Origin of the sequence: uncultured Pseudoflavonifractor sp. (assembly GCF_944387275.1) — a bacterium.
In the GTDB taxonomy this organism is placed as follows: Bacteria; Bacillota; Clostridia; order Oscillospirales; family Oscillospiraceae; genus Pseudoflavonifractor; species Pseudoflavonifractor intestinihominis.
On record NZ_CALXEG010000034.1, the window covers coordinates 1 to 18,288 of the forward strand.

Below are 18,288 nucleotides of genomic sequence, written 5' to 3' on the forward strand. Positions count from 1 at the left end.
TTGAACTGCACCCCGTCAAGTAGACAGGGAAATAAAAAGTAAAAAAATTCTATTTTAAGATTTCATGTACTTAGGCGGCATAAAGGGCGTGGACCTCCAGAGGAGTGCGGACACCCAGGCGGCGCTGGAGGCGGCTGGAGTTGTAGTAAGCGATGTAGCCGCAGATCATCTGTACCAGGGCCTCCCGGCTGGTAAAGCGCCTGCCGTAGTAACGTTCCCGCTTGAGAATGCCCCAGAAGCCCTCCATGGGACCGTTGTCGATGCACTTGCCTACCCGGGACATACTCTGAGTCATCCCGGCAGCAACCAGCCTGTCATGGAAGATCCTTGTGGTGTACTGGAAGCCCCGGTCGCTGTGGAAGAGGGGATGGGCGTCGGGATTTGCGGCAATGGCCCGGTCCAGGGTATCGTGGACCAGGGCGGTGTCGTTGGTGTCCCGCAGGGCGAAAGCCACGATCCGCCGGTCACAAAGGTCCAGGATGGCGCTCAGGTAGAGCTTCCGCACAGAAGGTCCCACATAATAGCGGAACTCCGTCACATCAGTGATCCATTTCTCGTTGGGCCTGTCCGCGTGGAAGTCCCGGTCCAGCAGGTTCTCCGCTGTGTGCTGTGGTGCGTGGCTCCTCCTGGTGCAGCCCTTGGAGGCATACTTGATGGTGGAGCGGATGCCCAGTCCCTGGCAGATGCGCAGCGCCCGCTTGTCGTTGATGGGCGTCTGGTGGCAGCGCGCCAGGTCATCCCGGATGCGGCGGTAACCCTTGTCTGGGCTCCCAGCATGGATCTGCTCCACCAGGCCGGCGATCCTCAGATTTTCCTCCGCCCGCGGGCCCAGCTTGCCAGAGCGCCAGCGGTAGTACCCGGCCCGGGAGATCCCCAGCGCCCGGCAGGCCGTCCCCACAGGGCAGCCGACTTCCTCCACACTCTGCCGGACGGCTTCATACTGCCGCTCCTGCCGGAACTGCCTCAGACATCCCCCCTCCCCAGTGTCTCCAATTTTTTTCGCAAGTACAACTCCAGTCTCAGCAGCTCGTTTTCCTCCTGCAGCCGGGCGTTCTCAATCCGCAGAGCCTCCTCCTTATCCCGGGGCGTCTGCTTTGACAGCCGCTTCCCACGCCGGTCCTCCAGCCCCGCAAATCCCTGCGCCCGGTATTTCTTCACCCAACTGTGCACCAGCTGGGCCGGCAACCCATAGGCTTTCGCCACCTCGGGGATACTCTGCCCACGCTCCAGGTGGGCCACTACCGCCCGCAGCCGCTCCTCCTGGGTGTAGGTCCGCTTCGCCATATCCATGCCTCCTGTCTCATTCGGCTGTCCTCTATGGCAAAGATACTCCTTCACCCACTCCAATACAAGATTTCCAGACCGCAGCTTGTACTTTTCCGCGATGGCCATGCTGCTGCCCTGGCCAGACAGGTACTCCTCTACCGCCTTCTGCCGTACTTCCGGGCTGTAGTTCCGCTTTGACTGGTTCCCGTCCTCCGCCAGGGCTGCGTGGCCCTCCGAGCGGTAGCGGCTGATCCAGAAGTGCATCGTGGAGTGGCCCACCCCTGCTCGCCGTGCGGCCTCCCGCATCCGTAGCTGTCCCGCCAGGCATTCCAGGATTAGGACCTCCTTTTCCTCCGCCGTCATTTCGATCCGTCTCCCCATCTTTTTCGCTCCCCTTCCTTTTTTTACTGTCTACTTTATTGGGAGCATATCATTTTGTCCCGAGGTTGCGGCTTGGCCCTGTCGGGGGCCGCCTTGTCAGCCCTGGCCGGGCGGCCCCTGCGGGGCTTGGCCGCATCCTTCGCTTTATCCGCCTGCTTGCCCTTATCCGGGGCCGCAGCCTTTTCCGGGGGCTTGCCCTTCGTCGCCCCATCCCGGGCAGCGGTAAAATCCACCACCTTTCCAGCGGGGGCGGGATCTCCCATGCCGGGGATCGTGGTCTGCTTCTCGTCCTTGCCCGGCTGCGGCGCACCCTCCTCAGACGGAGCAGGAGCGTCCTTGTCTTTGGGAGCCTCCTTACCCGCCGGAGCCGGTTGCTCCGCCGCAGGGTCGGGAGCTGTCTTTCCCTCAACGGGCTTTTCCGCCGCAGGGGGCGTTACCACCTTGGACGCATCTTCTGTCACGGGAGCCTCCGCCCTGGCCGGGGTGGGCTGATCCTGCACCGGGGAATCGGCTTTGACAGGCTCCACCTTTCCCGGCTTGGGGGACTCGTCTACCTTCCCCGCGTCGGGAATATTCTTTTTATCGTCAGCCACCTAAAAACCTCCTTCGTTGTGAAATAGAAAAAGCCAGCCCGATGGCTGGCCTGTGGGGGAACACTCCTCCTTTCTCGGTGGGATATATGAAAACGCCGCCCATAGTCCCGTTGGGCGGCGTTCTTACCATAAAATTATGGGCTTGCTATGCACTTTCAAATAGCTTATAATCAGAAGCAACAAGAAACTGTGGCTTGTTTTGGTGGTATTGCGTATTGAAGCGCATCTCGCAGACCCGGTTACGGGGGTATGTAACCGATGGGTTTGGGAGAGCGCTTGAATGGCATTCAAGAGGTCAGCGGTTCGATCCCGCTTATCTCCACCAAAAAAGACCTGAAATCGTAAGATTTCAGGTCTTTTTTCATGTGGTTTGACAGTCAACCGGCAGCTGCCTGTTCCAGGGTGCAAAAGCGTCCCGGGACAGAGCGCGTTGCTCTTCTGCCGCGCATATCCGTGCGCTGCTTCGCTGACTGCTTGGCCGGTATTTGTGCGCAGGGTACTATGCTTCCTGAATCTGCATCAGCGCCAGGGCCAACTGATCCGGGCAGGAGGTTCCCTTGTCCAGGCATTGGATTCCCTTGAGCCGTGCAATCGCGTCCTCCACCCGCATGCCCACCAGAAGGCGGCTGAGGGCCTGGGTAAAGCCGGGGCAGCCCAATACAAATTCCACCGAACGGATGACGCCGTGGTCCACTTCTACATGAATCTCCTTGGCGCAAGTGCCTTTTGTTTGATAATGCATGATTTTCTCTCCTATGTCTGGTGATGATCCGCAGTTTGCTGTATAATAAGAATAAGCCTTCCCATTGTGGGAAAGTCAAGGGCCAAACAGGGAGGAATCTTTGGTGCAGGGCTATCTTTCCATCAGCGACTTTGCCAGACTTCGCAATGTAAACCCCAAATCGCTGCGATACTATGAACGGATCGGCGCGCTGATTCCCGCCTATACCGACCCGGAGACGGGCTACCGGTACTATGCCCTGGAACAGCTGGTGGAGATGGATATGATTCTGATGTGCTTGGAGCTGAACATCCCCCTGCGGGACGCGGAGCAATACCGGCAGCCCGACCAGACGTTGGACATCCGGCGTCTTCTGCAGGATGGGCAGCAGAAGGCACTGGAGAAACTGGCCCACCTCCGCAATACCATGTTGCAGATGGAGGATGCCCTTCGCCGGATCGAAGAAAACCGGCCCTATCAGAACAAGAGCGGATGCTACCGGCGCCATCTGCCCCGACGGCTGATTCTGCGGATGCCCTTTACCCCGTCCGGCGGAGAACTGGAGTTTAAGCGGCGCTCTGCGGATATTTTTCTCCGGGGACAATCCATGGGCCTGCTGCCGGCCTTTACGTTTCCCATCGGCCTGATTGCCCGGCGGCAGGGCGACCAGCTGGATACCGATATTTTTCTGGAGGTCCTCCAGCAAAAGGACGGTATGACCGACCTGGAAGTGCTGCCCGAGGGGGACTATTTCTGCCGGCAGGAATCGGCCCAGGCGTCGGCGCATCTCGATACCCTGCTTTCGGAATACTTTATAGAGCATCCCCAGGCAAAGCAGGTAATTCTCACCAATCTGACCGCCGCCCATTTTGATTTAAAGGGGCCGGCGCTGGAACTGCAGGAACTGATTTGAAACGAGGCGGGCGCCGGGAGAGCTCTTCCGGCGCCCGCCGTCTGCCTTTTTCAGGTTTCCGAAAATTTCTCCTTGACTTTCCCATAATGGGAACCTTTATGATTTCCAAATGCGGGGTTCTCCCGCTGAGTCGAAATCAACCGGAAGGAGAAAAGTCATGCAGGCGGAAACAAATCCTCTGGGGTATGCGCCGGTGGGAAAACTGCTGGGGACCTTTGCCGTACCCAGCATCATTTCCATGGTGGTCAGTACCCTGTATAACATTGTAGATCAAATTTTTATCGGCCGGGGCGTGGGCTATCTGGGAAACGGCGCTACTAACGTCATACAGCCCCTGACGGTCATTGCGTTGGCTCTGGGACTCATGATCGGCGACGGCGCCACGGCCTATTTCAGCCTCTGCCTGGGACAGGGGGAAAAAGAGAATGCCGCACGGGGCGTGGGGAATGCCATTACCCTGACGGCTGCGGTTGGCGTTCTTTTGACCGTATTGTCTCTGATTTTCCTGAAGCCCCTGTGTGTCCTGTTCGGCGCCACCGACGCCATTATGCAGTATTCCCTGGAATACGGCTTCATCATTGTATTGGGCTTCCCCTTTTATATGTTCAGTATGGGCTTCAATTCCATCCTGCGCGCCGACGGAAGCCCGGTCTTTGCCATGATCGCCACGTTGAGCGGGGCGATTTTAAATACGATTCTGGATCCCATCTTTATCTTTGTATTCCAAATGGGTGTTACAGGCGCCGCCATCGCAACGGTTCTGGGACAGGTGGTTTCCTGCGGGATCACGCTGGTGTATCTGAGAAGATTCCGCTCCATCACCCTGAAAAAGGATTGCTTCAAGCCCCGGCGGGGCCTGTGCAGAGGATGTGCAGCCTTGGCATCTCCAGTTTCTGCATGCAGCTGGCAGCCACCATTGTGATTACAGTGATGAACAATGTGCTGGTCAAATACGGCGCCGCCTCCCAATATGGTTCCGAGATCCCCATGACGACCCTGGGCATCACCATGAAGGTCAATCAGATCATTACGGGCATCGTCATCGGCATTGCCGTGGGCTCCCAGCCGATCATCGGATACAACTGCGGCGCGGGGAAGCTGGACCGCGCCAAGAAAACCTATTTCCTGGCTGCGGGCTGTTCGACCCTTGTCATGGCCGTGGGCACGGTGATGTTTCAGCTTTTTCCGGAACAGATCATCGGGATTTTCGGCTCGGAATCGGCGCTGTATCAGGAGTTTGCGGTGAAGAGCCTGAAGATTTTCCTGCTGCTGATCCTCTTGAATGGCTTTCAGCTCTGTACGGGGATTTTCTTCCAGGCCATGGGAAAATCTGTCCAGGCCACGCTGATTTCTCTTTCCCGATAGGTCATCTTCCTGCTGCCCGCCCTGCTGATTCTGCCGGCCTTTCTCGGCGTGGAGGGGGCTTTGTGGGCCGGTCCGGTGGGGGATGCCTGCGCCTTTGTGCTGGCCCTGGCCTTCAGCCTGGCGGAATTGAGAAGCATCCATCGAAAAGAAACCCTCTGCGCAGCACCGGAATCGCGGGAAAAGCCGGTATCTATACCAACATAGACTTTAAACGGAGGAAATCCTATGGCACATGTATTTGACCCCATTACGATCCGCCATCTGACTCTGTCCAACCGTCTGGTGATGCCGCCCATGGCCACCGCCAAGGCGGACGAAAACGGCTGTGTGACCGATGCGGTGTGCAGCTATTACTGGGAACGGGCAAAGTACAGCAAAATTGGTCTGATTATCACCGAACACAGCTATATCCACCTGCAGGGGAAGGCACATCCCGGCCAGACCTCCCTGGCCTCCGACGACGTGATTCTCAGCCTGCGCCGTCTCACCGACGGCATCCATCGGGAGGGCGTCAGGGTCTTTGCCCAGCTCAGCCACGCGGGAACAGCAGCGCTGTCCGAGATGACCGGGCAGCCCCCCGTGGGGCCCAGCCCGATCTGCCACCCCAAGCAGCAGAAGGAACTGCCCGCGGAGATGACCCGCCAACAGATCCGGCAGGTGACCGAGTGGTTTGCCCAGGCAGCCCTTCGGGCAAAGGAAGCCGGCTTTGACGGCGTGGAACTCCACTCCGCCCACGGCTACCTCCTCAATCAGTTTTTCTCCCCGCTGGCCAATCAGAGAAGCGATGAATATGGCCCGCAGTCGGTGGAAAACCGCACCCGGATTCACCGGGAGGTCATCCAGGCGGCCCGGCAGGCCGTGGGCGGGGACTTTCCCATTGGCCTGCGGCTGGGCGGCTGCGACTATGAGGCCGGAGGCAGCACCGTGGAGGACTGCGTGGAAGCCTGCCGTATCTTTGAGAAGAGCGGCGTGGATCTTCTTCACCTCACCGGCGGCATGAACGGCTTTGTCCGCCCCGGGCACCGGGAACCGGGGTATTTCCGGGACCTGTCGGTTCCTGTGAAACAGGCCGTCCGCGTCCCTGTCCTTCTGACGGGAGGCGTTACGACCCTGGACCAGGCGGAGACCCTGCTGGGCGAGGACTGCGCCGACCTCATCGGAGTGGGCCGGGCAATCTTCAAAAATGCCCACTGGGCTGATGGAACTTGAGCAGGCTGCCGATCAGTGCCTGTACCAATAGTCTTCCACACCAGTATGGATCTGTCTATTTTCTTCGCAGCACGGCGTATGACCGTTTTGCGGCAGGCATCATGGGTTGGCCGGATGGATGCTGATATTCTGTTTCTGTCAGAAAAAATTCCCTTCTGTGCGCCCAAAAGGGGCGGCAGTATTTCTTACTGCCGCCCTTTATCTGCCCGCCAGTAGTTGGGGCAGCCCGGGTGAATTTCATTATAGCCGTCCAGGCTGTGGGGAAGCGTTACCAGCTGCGGCCACACCTCTGCCTGCTGATCTGCCTTGGCCTGCCAAGCGGACGAGGGACGGAACGGATGAAAAGGCAGCGCCGGAGCTGCGGAAGAAGACGGGGCCCCGGCGCTGTGTACTGTACTGGGGGGAGAAAAAACGGATTTTTTTAAAATTACAGTTGACAACAGAGGGGGGACCTGCTATAATAAATAAGTCGTAACGAGACGACAGAAATATGGGGGTATAGCTCAGCTGGGAGAGCGCTTGAATGGCATTCAAGAGGTCAGCGGTTCGATCCCGCTTATCTCCACCAAAAAAGACCTGAAATCGTAAGATTTCAGGTCTTTTTTCTTTGCTTCAGGACAAACAGGGCGGTGTACCGGCTCCAGCCTGTCCCTCGTGTTGAATTCCTGTTGAACCGGGGGAAGAGGCCGCGCTGTTTTCAGCCATTGTCCTCCTGGCAGTCCAAAGCAAGCATCCAGCGACAGCCATGTCAAAACAGAGTATAGGTGGTCAAGAATTCTACCACCCGTCACCAAACCGTAAGAAGTCTGTGGTATCCTACTGATAACACCAAGGAGGAGGGACTTCTATGGCGATTCTGGTTACCAAGGATCTGTGCAAGACCTACGGCGGCGGAGACAATGCCGTCCACGCGCTGAATCACGTCTCGCTGACGGTGGAGGAGGGGGAATTTGTCTCCATTGTCGGAACCTCGGGCAGCGGAAAGTCTACCCTGTTGAATCTGGTAGGCGGACTGGACAAGCCTACCTCCGGGGAGGTGTGGGTGAGGGGCCACGACCTGGGGAAACTAAATGACGAGCAGCTCACCATCTTCCGCCGGAGAAACATCGGCTTTGTCTTTCAGAATTTCAATCTCATCCCCATGCTCAATGTGTATGAGAATATCACCTTCACCCTGGAGGCGGACGGCCTGCGGCCCGACAAGGAGTTTTTGGACGGGATCATTCATGCCCTTGGGCTGGAGGAGAAGCGCCATGCCATGCCCGACCAGCTCTCCGGCGGACAGCGGCAGCGGGTGGCCATCGCCCGTGCCCTGGCCACCAAGCCTGCTCTAATCCTGGCCGATGAGCCCACCGGAAACCTGGACAGCAAAACCGGACTGGAGGTGGCCCTGCTGCTCCAGAACTCAGTGCGGAAGTTTGGGCAGACCCTCATCATGATCACCCACAACGAGGAACTGGCCCAGCTGGCCGACCGCATCCTCCACATTGAGGACGGACGCATCCTGGGGAAGGAGGGGGACCATGTTCCGCATTCATAACCGCCGTCTCTTCTGGCGCCTGGCCGGACGAAGCATCAGGGCCAACCTGAGCCGCCATCTGCTCACAGCCCTGGCCGTCTTTCTCTCCACCGTCATGCTCTTCTCCATCTTTACCATCGGCGTCAACTACTTCCGCAATTTGCAGACCATGATGGACCGGCTGGACGGTGTGACCGACGCCCTCCTGTACGCCCCGACCCAGGAGCAGTATGAGCAGATTCAGTCTACCCCCGGGGTGGAGGTAGCAGGTATCCGGATATGGATCGGTCAGGAGACGATTCCAGGTGCGCTTGGCTTCGAGATTCCCTTACAGCACTGGTACTACGACGAGGCGGCCTGGGAGCACCAGATCCTCCCCATGCTCTCCGACGTGGTGGGAACTTACCCCCAGGACATGCTGGAGGTCATGATGTCCATTGATACCCTCAAACGGCTGGGCATTGATGAACCGGAGGTGGGTATGACCATCCACCTGACCCGGGATTACCAACTAACCGGCTGGTTTACCGACTACACATCGGAGGACCGGGTGCTCCGCTCGGAGTCCGGAGCTCGGGAGCTCTATCCGGAGTTATGGGGCTGGGAAAGCTGCCAGCTGGGGGTATGCTGGTCTGAGGAAGGAACCTGGGAGACCTTGCAGCAGATTCCACTCACAGACGCGCAGCACTGGGCTTCCACGCCCCAGCGCTCCGTCGTTTCCCTAGAGCAGGTCCTTGGCCTGCTGGGATTTACAGCGCTGCTCATTCTGGTGGGCAGCTGCCTGTTTGTCAGCAACATTCTGTCCCTCTCCGTCCAGCATGATATCCGGTTTTATGGTATGCTGAAGACCCTGGGGACCAGCCCCCGGCAGCTGCGCACCCTGGTGCGGGCAAAGGCCATACTGGCAGCTCTGGCCGGTCTGGTACCCGGCCTGCTGGCGGCGATGCTGCTCTGCCTGGAGGTGGTGCCCCGGGTGCTGGAGACATTGACCAACGACAATATGTCCGCCATGCCCCGGACGGTGAACTTTTACCCCGTTATCTTTTTGGGCACCATTCTGTTTGTGGCGCTGACGGTGGCCCTGAGCAGCTGGAAGCCGGCCCGTCTGGCGGGAAAAATCTCTCCCATGCAGGCCTTGTCCTACACCGGGCTGCCGGGGGGACGCCGTGGCAAGACGGGGCGGAGAACCGGGCTGCGCTCCATGGCCCTGCACAACGTGTTCCGGCAGAAAAAGCAGGCTGTACGAGTCTTTGCCTCTCTCACCCTGGGGGCGGTGCTCATTCTGGCGGTAAACAGTGTGTTCCACCTGGACATGCCGGAGTATGATACAAGCGGTTATGACATTACCATATACAGCTCCTGGCAGACCAACCCGGAGGAGGATTCCATTTTTGCCCAGACCCTTAACCACTCCGCTATGGAGGCCATTGCCCAACTGGACGGAATCCAGGAGATAGAGATCACCCGGGAGTCCAGGCTGTATATCCAGAGCGACCCGAAAGTTCTTTGGCCCTATGCCAAGCAGTGGGCACGGCGGGCAAGTAAAGACGATCCGGCTGCCGTGGAAGAGAGAATGGAAGCATATCAGGCCAGCGCGGGCAAATTTGAGGACACACATGCGGTGACACTGGAGCTTTCTGTCCTGGAGGAGTATAATCAGACTGCGGAGCAGCCGGTAGATTTAAACGCCTTTGCCGCTGGAGATACCCTGCTGGTTTACGACAGCAGCAGAGAAATGGTGGACCAGCCGGAGGATCTTTCCGGCATGGTTGGTCAGACTCTGTCCATTCGCGGTCGGGACGGGCAGGTCCAGTCCTTTACCATCGGCGGAGTAGTAAGTGAGAACATTCCCCTGAAAATTGCTCCGGGCGGTACCGACCATGTGCCGGGGGTGCTGGTCAGCCAGGCTGGCATGGATCGGATCAATCCGGATGCAGATATCCAGTATATCTGCATCAACGCCAAGGAGGGCCAGTTGATGACTTTGGATCAGGCCATTCAGGAGATTCTGGCTGTGGCCCCCGGTCACGTGGAGTATGTCAGCGCCGCCCGGGCTCAGGCCGACTACGCCCACAACCAGCAGACCGTAGCCCTGATGGGCAACGGCGTGTGCATTCTGATGGTGCTGATGGGGCTTATGAACTATGTGAATGTGATGGCCACCTCGGTGCAGACCCGCCGCCGGGAGCTGTCCATGATGGAGAGCCTGGGCATGACCCGCCGGCAGCTGCGGGCCGTGGTCATGTGGGAGGGGGGCATCTACGCCGTTTTATCCTCTGTCCTGTTCCTGGCAGGCTGCGGCATCCTGTGGGCCGCCTTTTCCGACACACACATCGACACAGGGGTCCTGGCCTTCTCCTTTGTGTGGCCGCCCAGACTGGTGGCGGGGCTGGTGCTGGCTCTGTTGGTGCTGTGTCCCTGCATTTCCGCTCTGGCCTATTGGGTATCGTCCCGGGAGCCGGTGATTCAGCGCCTGCGGGAGACCGGCTGACCTGTTTTTAGGAGGTGCCTATGGCCCAGCTTTTGTTGGTAGAGGATGATGTTCTGTTGGGGGAGGGGGTGAAATCCGCCCTGGAGCAGGACGGACATGCTGTGGCACTGGTCCACAGCGCCGCCCAGGCCCAGAAGCTTTGGCAGGCCGTCCGCTTTGACCTGTGTCTGCTGGACATCCGCCTGCCCGACGGCAGTGGCCTGGACCTGTGTGCCGGTTTCCGACAGACACGGGATACCCCCATCATCTTTCTCACCGCAAACGACGCCGACGAGGACGTGGTCCGGGGGTTCCGGATGGGCGGCGACGACTATGTGACCAAGCCCTTTGCTCCGGAGGTGCTGCGCCAGCGGGTGCTGGCTGTGCTGCGTCGGACCAGAGGAACCGCGCAGATTGTCCGCGACCAGGAGCTGGAGATTGACCTGGAACGGCAGACAGTGAGGCGGCAGGGGGAGCCCATCCGTCTCACCGCCACCGAGTGGAAGTTGCTGGAGCGGCTGGTCCGCAGCCGTGGCCGGGTGCTCACCCGGACCATGCTGCTGGAACAGATTTGGGATGTGGAGGGCAGCTTTGTGGATGAAAACACCCTCAGCGTCCACATCCGCCGTCTGCGGCAGAAGCTGGAGCCAGACCCCCACAATCCCCGTTATATCGTCACAGTGTTCGACTTAGGCTACACCTTTGGGGAGATGCTATGAGACGATACCGACTGCGGGCGGCACTCCTGTGGGCCATCCTGGCTCTAAGCGGGCTGGGACTGCTGATTGCCGCCTTTTCTTTGGAGCCGCATTTCATGCCCTGGGCGGTCACCCTGTTCCTAGCGGTCTGTCTGGCCGTGCAGGTACAGCCTGGCCTACATGACCCGCCGCTATGTCCAGGAGCTGGACGCCTATTTCGAGATCGAGGCGGGCGACCTGAACGGCGACGGCCTGGACGATCTGGCGGTGTACACCGGACGCTACAGAGATGCGGACGGCAGGCGGTATGCACTGGTGGACGTGTTCTACGCCACGGGCAGCGGCACCTGGCAGGAGACGCCCTCTCAGGAGATCGCCGTGGCCGCGGGCTATACCGGCAGCTACAGCAAGATCGACTATAACAGCGACAACAACTGGAAAGAGGAGATCGTCAAGCACCTGGTGGTCACCATCGCCATGGGGGACATTGACCGGAATCTGAAGGACGAGCTGGCGGTGGTCTCCTCCGCCCCGGCCAACAACAACGACGCCGACAGCGTGGCCCACTTCAGCCTGCTGGCCTGTGAGGAGGACGGCGGCCTGAGCCCCGTGGGCGGCATGGACAACGTGGCCCTCAACGACGGGGCGGGCAGCGGCATGATTTCCGCCGGCTGCGCCTTCGGCGAGTTTGCCACAATCGACAACGAGTCGGTCTCCGCCACCACCCTGATCATCGGAGGCTGGAGCGCCGGCAGTTCGGTGATCACCAGGAATGAGGCCTCCGCTGGGTACAGCCAGGGCGCCTATTACTACGTCTACTACGACTACACCACCGGGCAGTATATCCAGTCCGGCTACCGCGCCCAGTCTCTGGGGGGCCACACCACTTCCATCTCCCAAGTCTTCAATCTGGAGGGCCAGGAGAACGGCGGCAACGGCGTGCGGGTGTACCCCACCCTGGCCCCCATGGCCGTGGCCTGCGGCGACCTGGACGGCGCCAAGGTGCAGAGCGTCAGCGACCAGGTGCTCTTCGGCACCCAGGTCATGGACTTCAGCCTGGAGACCGGCTTCGGCTCGGAGCTCTTCGCCTTTGACTTCTGCATGACCCAGGTGGACGACAACAACAACAAGGACAAGGAACAGCCCTGGATCGGCGACGTGGTGGTGGGCACCGTGGACTCCGACCCCGGCAGCAAGAACTGGCGGGAGACGTTCCTCTTTGTCACCGGCGTCCACCGCAAGAGCGAGATCAACACCAGCGACGACTACTACTATATGGACCTGGGCGCCGTCTGGCGGAATGAGAACGCCAGCGAGGACAACGCCAAGGCGGGCTACCACGTCCTCTTCGAGGGCATCATGGCCAAGTCCAACGCCCGCAACGACCAGTACGGCACTTTCGTGAGCCTGGATCTGCCCGACGTGGGCAACGACTCGGTGATAATGAAGTTTGTGGAGAAGGGCATCGTCTACACCGACCCCGAGGTCTTTGCGGTGCTTCAGGCCAGCCCCTACTTCTCCGACCTGGAGGAGGTCTACGGCTACATCGGCAACGGCGGCACCTCCTACGGGGAGAGCAGCGGCTCCAGCACCACCGGCGGCGCCTCGGCCTCTGCCTCCTTTGGTGCCTATGCCAGCGCCAAAGTGGAGCTCGGCCCCGCCGTGGAATTTGAGCATTCCCTGGTGGCCACGGCCAGCTATGACTACGGCTACTCCTCCGACAAGGAGACCGCTATCTCTTACAACAACCAGGCGGGCAGCGGAGACAAGGTGGTAGTGTACACCATCCCCAACGTGCTCTATCTCTATGACGTCTATACGCCCGGCGAGAACGGCACAGGTACCTGGGAGCAGGTGGTCCTGACCACACCCCTCCAGGCGGTGGTCACCATGCTGGATGTGGACGCCTATGATGAGGTGGCCGCCTCCACTGCCGGGCTGGAGCCCATCCGCGGAAGCGCCGAGACCGGTCATGATATCCTTGTGACACCCGGCGACAACGGCAGTCTGAAGACCGACCCCGCCAACGCTCAGGAAGGCACCAGCGTGACAGTGACGGCGGAGCCGGAAGAGGGATATGAGCTGATCAGCGTGACGGTCACCGACGGTGACGGCCAGTTGGTGGATGTGACGGAGCAGGAGGACGGCAGCTGCATTTTCGTCATGCCGGCCGGCGAAGTCACTGTGGAAGGGTTCTTTGCCCTGATCAACCCCGCCGACTGTCAGCGAAACGAAGCATGTCCCCTGTATGCGTACAAGGATGCGGATGTCAACGCATGGTACCACGATGCCCTCCACTACTGTGTGGACCGGGGCCTGATAAACGGCATGGGCGGCGGCGTGCTCGCCCCTGACGGGACGACCAGCCGGGCCATGCTCGTCACCATGCTCTACCGGCTGGAGGATGAGACCCAGATCACCGGCGACAACGGCTTTGCGGATGTGCCTGCGGACTGTTGGTACAGTCGGGCGGTGGCCTGGGCCGCTGCCAACGGCATCGTCAAAGGCTATGGCGACAAGACCTTCGGGTCGGAGGACGCCGTCACCCGGGAGCAGGTGGTTTCCATCCTGTATCGCTACGCTGCCTATAAAGGGTACGACCTGGACAGCCGGGGCACACTGAACGGATTCCGTGACGGTGACCAGGTATCCGGCTGGGCTGCGGAGGCGATGCTCTGGGCCCTGGCCAAAGGCGTGGTCAACGGCAAAGGCAACGGGATTCTGGACCCCACCGGCGAGGCCGCCCGTGCGGAAATAGCCCAGATCTTCATGAATTGCTTTTAAAAAGTCAGCGGTTTGATCCCGCTGATCTCCACAAAAAGGACTTGAAACTGCGGTTTCAAGTCCTTTTTGGCGCATAAGGGGAAGAGACGTGTTGCATTCACATTGCAGAAAATTGGTGTGCTTGATATGCAGAAGCGGGAGAGAATCACCGCGGCCTGAGCCCGGGTGGAGGAGGTGCCGGGGGACAGGGTAGAGGAGGCCGTACCCGTGATGAGGCCCTGCTCCGTGACAAATCGGCCCCCTTTGTAGAGTACCACGTGCCATCCTCTATCACAGCGCATCCCCAAGTTTAAGGGAGAGGAGGAGACGGCTAAAGATTTTTAAAATTTATAGTTGACAGCAGCAGGACGACCTGCTATAATAAACAAGTCGTCACGAGACGACAAAATATGGGGGTATAGCTCAGCTGGGAGAGCGCTTGAATGGCATTCAAGAGGTCAGCGGTTCGATCCCGCTTATCTCCACCAAAAAAGACCTGAAATCGTAAGATTTCAGGTCTTTTTTTGCTTGCCCGGTGAGGCGCAGGGCGCGCCCGTTTCCGGACCGGGGAATGCCGGCGGCCCCTGTTCCGACCCATTGCGGCCTGTGGCGGCGCAAGGAGGGAAGGAGACCTTCCGCGGGGGGATCAGCGCTGCTGAAGAAGGACATATTGCAAATCACCCCCTCCGGATATACCGGAGGGGGTGATTGCAATGGGCTGTTGCAGAACGATCAGCCTTCGATGGTCATGTCGCCGAAGTAGTAGACATAGGTGGCGGAGGAGCAGTCCAGCACGTTGCCCACCCGCTTGTTGTACACGCAGTAGGTGGGGCTGTCATACAGAGGCACCCAGGGGCAGGCCTCGTTCAGATCATTCAGCAGGTCGATCATGGCGGCCTCGCGCTCGGCGTCGTCCTGGATGTAGGGGGCGGTCTGGATCTTCTCGATCAGCTCGTCGGAGATGTTGAAGGGATAGCCGGCGTCGGGGTCGAACATGGTCATCATGTCCTCCACGCTCACCATGTTGGTGGCCATGGCGGTGATGCCCATCTGCATGTTGCCGCCGTACAGGTTGTCGAAGAAGACGTTGGAGTCCACGTAGCTGACGGTGGCATTGATGCCGATGGCGGACAGGTCGGACACAACGCACTGGGCCACGGCCTGAGAGTCGGCGTCAAAGACCTGGATCTCATAGGTCTGGCTCAGGTCCACGGTGGTGTTGGCCAGGCACTCCTTGGCCAGGTCCACGTCATAGCCCACAAAGGGGGCCTTGTCGGCGTAGTCGCCCATGACCTTGGGGGAGAAGTAGTTGGTGCTGGGGGTGCCGTTGCCGTTGTTGCAGATCTGGATGATGGTGTCCCGGTTGATGGCGTGGAACACGGCCTGACGGAAGGCATCGTCGCCCATCTGGACCATCACGCCCATGGTAGCCCAGCCGTCAAAGGACACGCAGTTCAGGTTCTCGTCCTGCTGGGCCTGGGTGAAGGAGGCCAGACCCATCTGGGCCACCAGGTCCACCTCGCCGGTCTGCAGGGAGATGAGGGCGGTGGAGTCCTCCACGCCGGCACTGACCTCCACGGTCTTGAACTCGGGGGCACCGTTCCAGTAGTCGTCACGGGCCTTCAGGGTGACCTTCCGGGAGGCGTCCACGCTCTCCAGAGTGTAGGGGCCGGAGCCCACGGGGGCGGTGGAGCTGTAGTCGGCGGAGGTGTCGTAGGTCTCCTCCTCGATGATGTACAGCAGCTCGGCCAGGATGTTCTGCCACTTGCAGTAGCTGTTGACCAGGTGGAGCACGATGGTGTAGTCATCCACCTTCTCCATGCCGGTGGAGATCAGGGTCATGTTGTACCGCAGGGTGGGGTCCTCAAGAACCGTGTTGTAGGAGAACAGCACGTCGTCGGCGGTGAGGGGGTTGCCGTCGCTGAAGGTCACGTCCTGGCGCAGCTTCATGGTCACGTCCAGGCCGTCCACCTCGTAGGTGTCCACCAGCATGGGGATCACGTTGCCGTCGTTGTCAAAGCGGAACAGGCAGTCGAACAGGGCGTGGTACACGGGCTTGTCGCCGTTGCCGTTGACCAGGGGGTTAAAGGTCTCGGAGGCCACCAGGGTCAGGGCGCGCAGGGTGGTGTCCTGCTCGCCGCCGGTGGAGGTCTCGGTGCCGGTGGTGGCGCTGGGGTTCGAGGACTGCTCACCGGTGGAGCTGCTGCAAGCGCTGAGGAGGCCGAAGCACATCACCAGTGCAAGCAAAAGAGATAGGGCTTTCTTCATTTCATCCAACTCACTTTCTCGCTCTTTGGCGTTATTCCCTCTCCCCGGTAGGGGAGCAGGTTACGAATAGGGGGCAGCACTTACTCTGCCAGAAGGGGGTGGTGGCAGGCGCACAGGTGGCCTCCGCCGTAGTCCTTCATCTCCGGCGGGGTCTGACGGCACTCGTCGGTGGCGAAGGGGCAGCGGGTGCAGAACCGGCAGCCTGCGGGGGGATGGATGGGGGAGGGCATCTCCCCCTGGAGCAGCAGCCGGTCCTCCCGGTGGAATTCCGGGTCAGGCTCCGGCGCGGAGTCGATGAGCATTCTGGTGTAGGGGTGCAGGGGGTGGTCATAGGCCTCCTGGGTGGAGCAGATCTCGCACAGCTGGCCCAGGAACATGACGCACACCCGGCTGGAGATATAGCGCACCACCGCCAGGTCGTGGGAGATAAAGAGGTAGGTCAGGCCGTGCTCCTTCTGAAGCTGCTTGAGCAGGTTCAGGATCTGGGCCTGGATGGACACGTCCAAGGCGGACACGGGCTCGTCGCACACGATGAGCTTGGGGGAGGTGGCCAGGGCGCGGGCGATGCCGATGCGCTGGCGCTGGCCGCCGGAGAACTGGTGGGGGTAGCGGAAATAGGTCTCCGGGGCCAGGCCCACCTGGTCCAGCAGCTCCAGCACCCGGGCCTCGCGCTCTTTCTTCCCTATGCCCATGGCCCGCAGGGGCTCGGCGATGATCTCGCCCACCGTGAAGTGGGGGTCCAGGGAGGAGAAGGGGTCCTGGAAAATGATCTGGAGCTCGGAGCGCTTTTTCCGCAGCTGTCCGCCGCTGAGTTTGCCCAGGTCCTCGCCCTCCAGCAGCACCTTTCCATTGGTGGGCTCGATGAGCCGCAGGATCAGCCGGCCCAGGGTGGATTTTCCGCAGCCGGATTCGCCCACCAGGGCCAGGGTCTCGCCGGCATAGACCTCAAAGCTCACGCCGTCCACGGCCTTGACCTTTCCGGCGTTGGTCTTGAAGTACTTGACCAGATTCTCTACTTTCAGCAGTACGTCGCTCATCTCTCCACCTCCCGGAAGCAGCGCACCAGATGGCCGCCGACGATGTCCCGCAGCTGGGGCGCCGACTGGCGGCAGCGGTCGGTGGCGTAGGGGCAGCGGTCGCAGAACCGGCAGCCCTTGGGCATGTCCCCGAAGCTGGGCACCGTGCCCTCAATGGTGTACAGCTCGTCCTTCATCTCGCCCCGGACCCGGGGGATGGCCTCCATCAGGCCCTGGGTATAGGGGTGGCGGGCGTTGCGGAACAGCTCGGCCTTGTCCGCGTACTCCACGATCTGGCCCGCGTACATCACGTTGACCTCGTCGCAGATGTCGGCCACCACGCCCAGGTTGTGGGTGATCATCAGGATGGACATGTTCCGGCCGTGCTGGAGCTGCTTCATCAGGGCCAGGATCTGGGCCTCCACCGTCACGTCCAGGGCGGTGGTGGGCTCGTCGGCGATGAGGAACTCCGGGTGGAGCACCATGGCCATGGCGATGCAGATGCGCTGGCGCAGGCCGCCGGAGAGCTGGTGGGGATAGGACTTGTAGCGCCGCTCCGGCTCCGGGATACCCACGTCCCGGAAGCTCTGGAGCACCCGCTCGGTGGCCTCCTTCTTGGAGACCTTCTCGTGGAGCAGTATGGCCTCCCGCACCTGCTTGCCCACGGTGATGGACGGGTTCAGGGCGGTCATGGGCTCCTGGAAGATCATGGTGATGTTGTGGCCCCGGATGGAGCGCATCTGTTTTTCACTCAGGGCGGTGATATCCACGGCCCCGTCGGGGAGCGGGCGTTCCGGCGTCAGGGCGCCCTTCTTTTTTGTGTCCGGGCTCTGGCGCAGCCGCTCCAGGTCGGCCGCATTGCCGGGGTAGTACAGGATGGACCCGGACTGGATGCGGATGGGGTGGTCCAGCAGGCGCATGAGGGAGCGGGCGGTCATGGACTTGCCGCAGCCGGACTCTCCCACCAGGCCCACCGTCTTGCCCCGGGGGATGGTCAGATTCACTCCGTCCACCGGCGCCACCAGCTGCCCGTTTTTCAGGGGCAGCACGGTGTGCAGGTTGTTGACTTGGATCAAAATATCGTTGTTCATGGGCGTGTTCCCCTT

The 18,288-nt window shown here is 60.4% G+C and carries 15 protein-coding genes and 3 tRNA genes; 11 read left to right on the forward strand and 7 right to left on the reverse strand.

Going from position 1 to position 18,288, the window contains the following annotated elements; genetic code table 11:
- Positions 1 to 70 precede the first annotated feature (70 nt).
- From Q0K23_RS09255 to Q0K23_RS09265, 3 genes are read right to left on the reverse strand one after another with little or no spacing between them, the layout of a single operon-like run.
- Positions 71 to 994 (reverse strand): IS3 family transposase, encoded by a 924-nt coding sequence (locus Q0K23_RS09255; protein ID WP_367179053.1) that lies wholly within the window; start codon positions 992 to 994, stop codon positions 71 to 73.
- Positions 964 to 1,629 (reverse strand): helix-turn-helix domain-containing protein, encoded by a 666-nt coding sequence (locus tag Q0K23_RS09260; RefSeq protein ID WP_294521132.1) that lies wholly within the window; start codon positions 1,627 to 1,629, stop codon positions 964 to 966. Before Q0K23_RS09260 ends, Q0K23_RS09255 begins: the two co-directional genes overlap by 31 nt.
- A gap of 53 nt (positions 1,630 to 1,682) precedes the next feature.
- Positions 1,683 to 2,240 (reverse strand): hypothetical protein, encoded by a 558-nt coding sequence (locus tag Q0K23_RS09265; protein ID WP_294521133.1) that lies wholly within the window; start codon positions 2,238 to 2,240, stop codon positions 1,683 to 1,685.
- A gap of 243 nt (positions 2,241 to 2,483) precedes the next feature.
- Between Q0K23_RS09265 and Q0K23_RS09270 the strand changes: the two genes are divergently transcribed.
- Positions 2,484 to 2,565, forward strand: a tRNA-Ala gene (locus Q0K23_RS09270).
- Positions 2,566 to 2,739: 174 nt separating this feature from the next.
- Here Q0K23_RS09270 and Q0K23_RS09275 read toward each other — a convergent pair.
- Positions 2,740 to 2,982, reverse strand: a complete 243-nt coding sequence (locus tag Q0K23_RS09275) for a TIGR03905 family TSCPD domain-containing protein (protein ID WP_294521134.1) — start codon at positions 2,980 to 2,982, stop codon at positions 2,740 to 2,742.
- A gap of 103 nt (positions 2,983 to 3,085) precedes the next feature.
- Between Q0K23_RS09275 and Q0K23_RS09280 the strand changes: the two genes are divergently transcribed.
- The 10 genes from Q0K23_RS09280 (at position 3,086) to Q0K23_RS09325 (ending at position 14,386) form a co-directional block, all read left to right on the forward strand.
- Positions 3,086 to 3,874, forward strand: coding sequence for a MerR family DNA-binding transcriptional regulator (locus Q0K23_RS09280; protein WP_294521137.1), 789 nt, complete (start codon positions 3,086 to 3,088; stop codon positions 3,872 to 3,874).
- A 157-nt stretch (positions 3,875 to 4,031) separates the two neighbouring features.
- Complete coding sequence (locus Q0K23_RS09285) at positions 4,032 to 4,796, forward strand: MATE family efflux transporter (RefSeq protein WP_294521139.1); 765 nt, start codon at positions 4,032 to 4,034, stop codon at positions 4,794 to 4,796.
- Between the two features lie 8 nt (positions 4,797 to 4,804).
- Entirely contained in the window at positions 4,805 to 5,239 is a 435-nt protein-coding gene (locus Q0K23_RS09290; RefSeq protein WP_294521141.1) for an MATE family efflux transporter, read from the forward strand.
- Positions 5,240 to 5,464: 225 nt separating this feature from the next.
- Positions 5,465 to 6,448 (forward strand): NADH:flavin oxidoreductase, encoded by a 984-nt coding sequence (locus tag Q0K23_RS09295; protein ID WP_294521142.1) that lies wholly within the window; start codon positions 5,465 to 5,467, stop codon positions 6,446 to 6,448.
- 492 nt (positions 6,449 to 6,940) lie between these two features.
- Positions 6,941 to 7,016: transfer RNA gene (locus Q0K23_RS09300), tRNA-Ala, on the forward strand.
- Between the two features lie 279 nt (positions 7,017 to 7,295).
- Positions 7,296 to 7,988, forward strand: a complete 693-nt coding sequence (locus Q0K23_RS09305) for an ABC transporter ATP-binding protein (protein ID WP_294521144.1) — start codon at positions 7,296 to 7,298, stop codon at positions 7,986 to 7,988.
- Positions 7,972 to 10,458 carry an ABC transporter permease gene (locus Q0K23_RS09310; protein WP_294521146.1) on the forward strand — a complete coding sequence of 829 codons (2,487 nt, stop codon included), beginning with the start codon at positions 7,972 to 7,974 and terminating at the stop codon, positions 10,456 to 10,458. Before Q0K23_RS09305 ends, Q0K23_RS09310 begins: the two co-directional genes overlap by 17 nt.
- Positions 10,459 to 10,478: 20 nt before the next feature.
- Positions 10,479 to 11,156 carry a response regulator transcription factor gene (locus tag Q0K23_RS09315; RefSeq protein WP_294521148.1) on the forward strand — a complete coding sequence of 226 codons (678 nt, stop codon included), beginning with the start codon at positions 10,479 to 10,481 and terminating at the stop codon, positions 11,154 to 11,156.
- A 159-nt stretch (positions 11,157 to 11,315) separates the two neighbouring features.
- Positions 11,316 to 13,919, forward strand: a complete 2,604-nt coding sequence (locus Q0K23_RS09320; protein ID WP_294521150.1) for an S-layer homology domain-containing protein — start codon at positions 11,316 to 11,318, stop codon at positions 13,917 to 13,919.
- Between the two features lie 391 nt (positions 13,920 to 14,310).
- A tRNA-Ala gene (locus Q0K23_RS09325) sits at positions 14,311 to 14,386 on the forward strand.
- Between the two features lie 244 nt (positions 14,387 to 14,630).
- On the opposite strand, the gene Q0K23_RS09330 is transcribed toward Q0K23_RS09325, so the two are convergent.
- The 3 genes from Q0K23_RS09330 to Q0K23_RS09340 all read right to left on the reverse strand — a co-directional run bounded on the left by Q0K23_RS09330 (position 14,631) and on the right by Q0K23_RS09340 (position 18,273).
- Positions 14,631 to 16,166 (reverse strand): ABC transporter substrate-binding protein, encoded by a 1,536-nt coding sequence (locus Q0K23_RS09330; RefSeq protein WP_294521152.1) that lies wholly within the window; start codon positions 16,164 to 16,166, stop codon positions 14,631 to 14,633.
- 80 nt (positions 16,167 to 16,246) lie between these two features.
- Positions 16,247 to 17,203 (reverse strand): ABC transporter ATP-binding protein, encoded by a 957-nt coding sequence (locus Q0K23_RS09335; protein ID WP_294521156.1) that lies wholly within the window; start codon positions 17,201 to 17,203, stop codon positions 16,247 to 16,249.
- Complete coding sequence (locus Q0K23_RS09340; protein ID WP_294521162.1) at positions 17,200 to 18,273, reverse strand: ABC transporter ATP-binding protein; 1,074 nt, start codon at positions 18,271 to 18,273, stop codon at positions 17,200 to 17,202. Before Q0K23_RS09340 ends, Q0K23_RS09335 begins: the two co-directional genes overlap by 4 nt.
- Between the last annotated feature and the right edge of the window lie 15 nt (positions 18,274 to 18,288).

Coding starts and splice junctions, on each gene's coding strand:
- Q0K23_RS09260 (WP_294521132.1), bottom strand. CDS start 1,629: ATGACGGCGGAGGAAAAGGAGGTCCTAATCCTGGAATGCCTGGCGGGA.
- Q0K23_RS09275 (WP_294521134.1), bottom strand. CDS start 2,982: ATGCATTATCAAACAAAAGGCACTTGCGCCAAGGAGATTCATGTAGAA.
- Q0K23_RS09285 (WP_294521139.1), top strand. CDS start 4,032: ATGCAGGCGGAAACAAATCCTCTGGGGTATGCGCCGGTGGGAAAACTG.
- Q0K23_RS09290 (WP_294521141.1), top strand. CDS start 4,805: ATGAACAATGTGCTGGTCAAATACGGCGCCGCCTCCCAATATGGTTCC.
- Q0K23_RS09295 (WP_294521142.1), top strand. CDS start 5,465: ATGGCACATGTATTTGACCCCATTACGATCCGCCATCTGACTCTGTCC.
- Q0K23_RS09305 (WP_294521144.1), top strand. CDS start 7,296: ATGGCGATTCTGGTTACCAAGGATCTGTGCAAGACCTACGGCGGCGGA.
- Q0K23_RS09310 (WP_294521146.1), top strand. CDS start 7,972: ATGTTCCGCATTCATAACCGCCGTCTCTTCTGGCGCCTGGCCGGACGA.
- Q0K23_RS09315 (WP_294521148.1), top strand. CDS start 10,479: ATGGCCCAGCTTTTGTTGGTAGAGGATGATGTTCTGTTGGGGGAGGGG.
- Q0K23_RS09320 (WP_294521150.1), top strand. CDS start 11,316: ATGACCCGCCGCTATGTCCAGGAGCTGGACGCCTATTTCGAGATCGAG.
- Q0K23_RS09330 (WP_294521152.1), bottom strand. CDS start 16,166: ATGAAGAAAGCCCTATCTCTTTTGCTTGCACTGGTGATGTGCTTCGGC.
- Q0K23_RS09335 (WP_294521156.1), bottom strand. CDS start 17,203: ATGAGCGACGTACTGCTGAAAGTAGAGAATCTGGTCAAGTACTTCAAG.
- Q0K23_RS09340 (WP_294521162.1), bottom strand. CDS start 18,273: ATGAACAACGATATTTTGATCCAAGTCAACAACCTGCACACCGTGCTG.